Genomic DNA, 4,124 nt, shown 5'->3' on the forward strand with positions numbered 1-4,124 from the left:
ACTGCGTTTGCTCCCTGCCCCATGGCCGATACCACTTCGCGCCCGGCGCTTGTGGTATAGCACCACAAAGTGGCTATTATACCGATGATGGCCAGGCAGATGCGCAAACTGCGTTTGCTCCCTGCCCCATGGCCGATACCACTTCGCGCCCGGCGCTTGTGGAATTACAGCTGTGAAAAGGCACGGGCGAAGGCGGCTGAAAGGTTGACTGGGCCGGCCGTTGGTTCTGTGTGGCAAGGGGGGAGGGATGTGCAGGTGCTGGCAATGGCATTTACCCTGGCGGTGTCGGTGGGGCTGCCCCTGGGGGCGCTTATCTATCTGCTGGCGCGGCGGCGGACCCTCCTGCGCCCCTTTTTGGCCGGGGTGGGGACCTTTCTCCTCTTTCAGCTGCTGTTGCGCATCCCCCTGCTGGGGTGGCTTCAGAGGTGGGAGGGATTGGCTCTATTGGCCTTTCGCAGTCCCTGGCTCTACGCCTTCTTCCTGGCCCTCACCGCCGCCCTCTTTGAGGAGGGAGGGCGCTATCTGGCGGCCCGGCTGCTGTTGAAGGGGCGCGTCGGCGCCGGTGAGGCGTTGGCTTTTGGCCTGGGCCATTGGGGGCTGGAGGCCTTGGCCCTGGTGGGGCTGCCCCTCCTCCTCTCCCTTCTGGCAGCCCCGGGCCTGACCCTGGCCGCCGGGGCGGAGGGATTGCTGGCGGCGGGGGTGGAGCGGGTGGCCGCCCTCCCGGTTCACCTGGCAGCCACCCGCCTGGTTTTTGCCGGGGTGCGCGGACGCCGGGCCCTCCCGCTGCTGGCGGCGTTTGCCCTGCACACCCTGGTGGACCTGTTGGCCGCCCTGGGCGCCTTAGTGGGACTGCCCCTCTGGGGGATCGAGGGCGGACTGCTGGCGGTGGCGGCGCTGCTCACCGCCTGGATGGTTGGCGAGCGGGTGAGAGAGGGAAGGAGGGAGAGAGGATGCAGGTGAAAAAATGGCTGGGGGCTACCCTGGCCCTGGTGTTTGCTCTGGGCTGCTTGAGCGGCTGTGGCGGCAAACTGCCCGAGGGATTTTCGCGCGACCAGGTGATTGACCAGGCCAAGGCCGCCTCCCAGCTGCTGGAGGAAGAGGATTACCAGGGGCTGGTGGAGTGCTGGCGGCCAGACCTTCGTGACGACCAGCTGGAAGAGAAACTGCGCCAGGCTTGGGAAGGGCTGGGCGGCCCCGAACTGGGAGAGCGCAGCGAGTACACCGCCGAGGAGGCGGTGGGGAAAGAGGACGACGGCGGCGAACCCTATGTGGTGGTGCTGCTCATCGCCAAGTACGAGCGGGGAAAGGTGCAGTACACCATCAGCCTCGACAGAGAGGGGCAACTGGTGGGCTTTTACCTCAAATAAACAGGAGCGAGAAGAGAGACAGGGGGTGCCCTGCGGAGGAGCGCCCCTGCGAGAATTGGAGTTGTGTAGCCTATGACCACCATCTACTTTGTGCGGCACGTACAGGCCGCGGGAAACATTCAGCGGACCTTTCAGGGCGCCATTGACACCGACATCAGCCCCCAGGGGGAGATTCAGTGCCAAAACCTCACCGACTACTTTGAAGATGTGGAGTTGGACAAGGTGATCTCCTCCCCTCTGCGGCGGGCGGTCCGCACCGGTGCAGCTATCATCGGTGGGCGGGAGATCCCCCTCTACACCGACGAGCGCATCAAGGAGATCTCGGCCGGGGTATGGGAGGGCCAGCCCATCGACCAGTTGGAGAGAGAGTATCCCGAGGCCTTTCGCACCTGGCAGAGCGAGCCCTGGAACTTCGCTGTCGAGGGCAGCGAGACCATGCGCCAAGTCTTTGCGCGTTGCGCGTCGGCGGTGGCGGACATTCTGGCCCAAAATGCGGGCAAGACCCTGGCGGTGGTCTCCCACGGGTGCGCCCTGCGCTCCTGCATTGCCGCGGCGCTGGGGCTGCCGGTAGAGGGGTTGGGCCAGGTGGAGTGGGTCCGCAACGGCGGCGTCTCCAAACTGGTGTTCGCCGGCGACCAAATTCCCGGCAAGGCGGAGTTTCAGGGCTACACCGGGCACATCGACGCGGGGACGATCCTGCAGGGCGGCACCTTTTACAGCCGCAAGTAAGGGCAAAGGGGGAGGAAGAGATGGTCATATTGGGGGTGGACTACGGGGACATGCGCACCGGCTTGGCCCTCTGTGACAGGGGGGAGATGCTGGCCCGTCCGGCCGGAGTCATCTGCGAGCCGGGGCTGGACAAGACCGTCAAGAAGATCGTGGACTTTGCCCTGGAAAATGGGGTGGAGCGGATTGTGGTGGGGCTGCCCAAAAACATGGACGGCAGCCGGGGCGAGCGGGCCCAACTCTGTGAAAAGGTGGCCCGCAAGGTTGCCGGGCGGCTCAACGCCACCCCCATCCAGGTCGACCTCTTCGACGAGCGGCAGACCACTGTCTCGGCCATCGGCATCCTCAACGAGCAGAACATCCGGGGGAAAAAGCGCAAGGAGACGGTGGACGCGGTGGCGGCCACCCTCATTTTAGAGGCCTACCTGCGCCGCCGCAAGAACGAGGAGGTGGGGGAGAGATGATTGGACTGACCGCCTTTTTCCCCACCCGCGATCTAGCCGCCTGCCGCCAATTTTACACCGGGGTACTGGGTCTCTCTCTGCGCCAGGAGGGGGAGGGGCAGTTCATTGTGGACACTGGACGGGGCTGCCTGGGCTTTGTGGACTACGGCGACGGCCGTCCCCTGGCCCAGGGGGTCTGTCTCTCTTTTGACTGCGCCGACCGGGCCGAGGTGGACGACGTCTATGCCCGGCTGCAGGCGGCCGGCCTTCCCACTCTGGGGGAAGGGCCCCGCCACCACCCCCGTTTCCCAGTCTATTCCTTCTTTTTGAAAGACCCCAACGGCTATACCCTGGAGTTTCAGAAGATCGACGGGGAATAGCGGCAATAGAAAAAGCGCTCCCCACCCCAATATATTGGGATGGGGAGCGCTTTTGTAGGCAGTGGGAGAACCAAAGTCCGCTGTTTCTCCCTAACAGGGGAGCCCCAACAGCCGCCGCACCACCAGGGAGGCCAGGGTGTACCCGGCCACCGGGGGGACAAAAGAGACGCTGCCGGGGGAGTGACGCCCCTGGGGCGAGTCGCCGGCAAACACTTCCGGCGGGCGGATGACGGGGGCGGTGGAGTAGACCACCTCCAGCCGTTGGATCCCCCGCTTGCGGCAGAGGGAGCGCATCACCCGGGCCAAGGGGTCGCCACAGCCGCCGGTGTCGTAGAGGTCGCCCAGGTGGAACTGGGTGGGGTCGAGCCGGTTGCCGGTGCCCAGACAGCACACCAGGGGGACGCCCGCCCCTTGACAGCCCTCGATCAGGGCCAGCTTGGAGGTGACGGTGTCGATGCAGTCCACCACGTAGTCGGGCCGCCAGTCCAGCAGTTGGGGAAGGGTGTCGGCGTCGAGAAAACAGTCCCGCTCCTCTACCTGGCAATCGGGGTTGATGGCGCGCAGCCGCGCCCCCAGCACTGCAACTTTGGGCTGGCCGACGGTCTCGGCGGTGGCCAGCAGCTGGCGGTTGCGGTTGGTGTCGTCCACCCGGTCGTGATCCATCACCAGCAGATCGCCGATGCCACAGCGGCAGAGAGCCTCGGCCGCCGCGCCGCCCACCCCGCCGATGCCGATGACGGCTACCCGGCTGCGGCGCAGGGTGTCACACCCCTCCTGGCCGATGACAAGGGCCTGTCTGTCCAGCCACATGGATCCCACTCCTCTCTTGAATCGCTGAAAAACACCCCTTGAAGGGGCAAAATGGCAATAAAAATCCCGCGATGCCGTCTGCAGCCAAGTTAAAACCCGCTTTTTTCAAAACAGGGTGGATACGGGCTCCTTCGCACCGCGCGCTCCCTTCGTCCCCTTGCGGGGGAGGTCTGCAGTTGGTGAGAAGAGACGACCTTCCAATTACATACTTGTAGGATTATAAAAGGCTGCAACAAATCGAACACCGCAGGACGGGGAATATCTGCCACCGGCAGATATTCCCTTCGAGGCTACACACATTTTTTCTATGGAAAAAATGTGTGCTTTACGCCTCGGACGGGGCCGGAAGATGGATAGTGTCTGCCACCGGCAGAGTTGATCTTCGAGGCTACATTCAT

Annotated in this window: 6 protein-coding genes; 5 read left to right on the top strand and 1 reads right to left on the bottom strand. The window is 64.3% G+C overall.

The genetic code is table 11. The features are described 5' to 3' along the window. Nucleotides 1-264 precede the first annotated feature (264 nt). The 5 genes from HJY11_RS13265 (at nt 265) to HJY11_RS13285 (ending at nt 2,916) form a co-directional block, all read left to right on the top strand. Complete coding sequence (locus HJY11_RS13265; RefSeq protein WP_243764558.1) at nt 265-960, top strand: YhfC family glutamic-type intramembrane protease; 696 nt, start codon at nt 265-267, stop codon at nt 958-960. Beyond that, nucleotides 951-1,367, top strand: a complete 417-nt coding sequence (locus HJY11_RS13270) for a DUF3887 domain-containing protein (RefSeq protein WP_208076426.1) — start codon at nt 951-953, stop codon at nt 1,365-1,367. The genes HJY11_RS13265 and HJY11_RS13270 overlap by 10 nt, the downstream gene beginning before the upstream one ends. A 72-nt stretch (nt 1,368-1,439) precedes the next feature. Next, nucleotides 1,440-2,096, top strand: coding sequence for a histidine phosphatase family protein (locus HJY11_RS13275; RefSeq protein ID WP_208076427.1), 657 nt, complete (start codon nt 1,440-1,442; stop codon nt 2,094-2,096). A gap of 20 nt (nt 2,097-2,116) precedes the next feature. Next, nucleotides 2,117-2,557 (top strand): Holliday junction resolvase RuvX, encoded by a 441-nt coding sequence (gene ruvX, locus HJY11_RS13280; protein ID WP_208076428.1) that lies wholly within the window; start codon nt 2,117-2,119, stop codon nt 2,555-2,557. Continuing rightward, nucleotides 2,554-2,916, top strand: coding sequence for a VOC family protein (locus tag HJY11_RS13285; RefSeq protein WP_208076429.1), 363 nt, complete (start codon nt 2,554-2,556; stop codon nt 2,914-2,916). The genes ruvX and HJY11_RS13285 overlap by 4 nt, the downstream gene beginning before the upstream one ends. Before the next feature lie 90 nt (nt 2,917-3,006). Here the strand turns inward: HJY11_RS13285 and HJY11_RS13290 are convergent, their stop codons facing one another. Further along, nucleotides 3,007-3,726 (bottom strand): tRNA threonylcarbamoyladenosine dehydratase, encoded by a 720-nt coding sequence (locus tag HJY11_RS13290; protein ID WP_208076430.1) that lies wholly within the window; start codon nt 3,724-3,726, stop codon nt 3,007-3,009. Nucleotides 3,727-4,124 lie beyond the last annotated feature (398 nt).

This window comes from Bittarella massiliensis (ex Durand et al. 2017) (assembly GCF_017566145.1).
GTDB classification, from domain to species: domain Bacteria; phylum Bacillota; class Clostridia; order Oscillospirales; family Ruminococcaceae; genus Bittarella; species Bittarella massiliensis_A.